Origin of the sequence: uncultured Campylobacter sp. (assembly GCF_937997595.1) — a bacterium.
Classification (GTDB): domain Bacteria; phylum Campylobacterota; class Campylobacteria; order Campylobacterales; family Campylobacteraceae; genus Campylobacter_B.
The window spans coordinates 1-1,789 of sequence record NZ_CALKTS010000352.1 but is presented as its reverse complement, the minus strand read 5'-3'; the positions used below and the strand labels follow the sequence as shown (position 1 = coordinate 1,789).

1 protein-coding gene and 1 pseudogene are annotated in these 1,789 nt (G+C 36.2%); one reads left to right on the top strand and one right to left on the bottom strand.

The window, feature by feature from the left end:
• Positions 1–161, top strand: a pseudogene (locus tag Q0614_RS11925) (thiamine biosynthesis protein ThiF); the annotation flags it as partial.
• A 246-nt stretch (positions 162–407) separates the two neighbouring features.
• On the opposite strand, the gene Q0614_RS11920 reads toward Q0614_RS11925, so the two are convergent.
• The coding region (locus Q0614_RS11920; RefSeq protein ID WP_298788933.1) for an ankyrin repeat domain-containing protein at positions 408–1,789 on the bottom strand (1,382 nt) is incomplete at its 5' end.

Sequence of the window (1,789 nt, the reverse complement as noted above, 5' to 3'; positions counted from 1 at the left end):
CGACGCCTGCGGGCATAACGGCTGCGATCGTGATGTTTGCGGCAAGCTTTGAGGCGAACCTCGCTCTGCGCTATCTAGCGGGGCTCGAGATCGAAAAAGACCTGCTTTACTATGCGAACTTTTTTGGGGGCGAGCTGGAAGTTAGGAAGATAAAATTGTAAATTTGATTTGTGGACGGATAAAATTTAAGACACAACCGCTTTTTTAGTGAGAAATTTATAGCTTAATTTATCTTATGCATTTTCGGACATATGGCAAACGAGATATATTTGATGCAACATAAAAGATTATGGCATGGGTAAATTCCAGATAAATTTAGCTATTACTTTCTTCACTATATTCAAACTACCGAAATTTTAGAATTTTATAAACTATATTTTAAATTCCTATCTTATAAAATTTAGCACTCATTTTTTCACTCCTTGAGATTTGTCTATCTTATCTTGAAGTAGATTTTTTACATATTCATTGAAAAGCATCTGATTGCCGTTATATTTAATCATTAACTTATTGCGACTCTTGCTATCTAAAACTAAGTTATATTTTTCTGCAAAATTAAGGTATGCTATAGCTGCTTTTGTGTCAGGAAATGTGACATTTCTATCTCTAAACCGAGCTCTTAAACTATCAAATTCTTTTTCGGTTTTTATATCCTCTTCTTTCAAATTCGTTAATTTCTTATCGCCGCAATATCTGCCATACTCTCTTACGGCGGTATCGTAATAATTGAGTATTATCGGATCGGGCGTGATTTGAATGCTTTTTTCAGGTTTCGGGTCGCCAAACGGGAAATTCTTGCGTTCCTCTTCGTGCTGTTTTGCTACCCTTTCATTTATCGCGGTTCCATATCCGCCTAAAATTTTCTCTCCTTTTCGATAATCTCTCATATGAAATATATAGTCCCATTTCTTGCCTAAGCTATCCAGATAATACGTAATGCAGTGTTCGTAAGCGAGATCCAATTCCTCCTGCGTAGGCTGCCCTATTACATTATATTTCAATAAAATATCTAATACAGGCTCATAGTTAGGAGTTGAATTTAAAAGAATATAATACGACCTTGGCAAAATAGAATTTTTGGCATCGCTTACAATATATATGTAATCGTACCTTTGATCGCTCAGTTGGGGTTTATATCCGTGATCCAAGATTATTTCTATCATTTTTGGAAAACCGTTTGTAATCAAATAATATAAAGGATCAATATCTCCCTTCGGCCCAGTTCTAAAAACACAAGCATCCTTATCCAATTTTATATAAGCTTCGCCATTATCAACTAAAATCGGGGTACTGGTTTTATAAGTTGGGCAATCTAAATACCATTGTACCACCTTCACCTCTTCAAATTTAACCCCGCTATCCAGTAATAGTTTTGCGGTCTTGGTAGAGTTATTTTCTATCGCATAGGCTAGCGGACTAAGTTTATATCTGTCCTTATGCCTCATATCCGCCCCTAGCTTTATAAGCTCTTTAGCGGTATTTTCATCGTCGTAAAACGCGCTATAAATAAGCGGGCTAGTGCCTGCATACATCTGTAAATTTACGCTTAGATTATTATCTTTTAAAAAATTTAAAACGCCTCTGGTATCTTTAGCTTTGAGCATTAAGCGAAGCTTTTTTAAAGTAGCGTTTTCTTCCCAATGAGAATTCGTATATTCTGCCTCATCATCAATATCCCAGTAGCGAAATGCGAAGCTATCGACCTCTTCTTGGGTTACGTATTTACTAAGACCCGGCACTTTTGAGACATTAGTATCTGAAGTAACGGTAAAATGGGTTTGTTTACGTT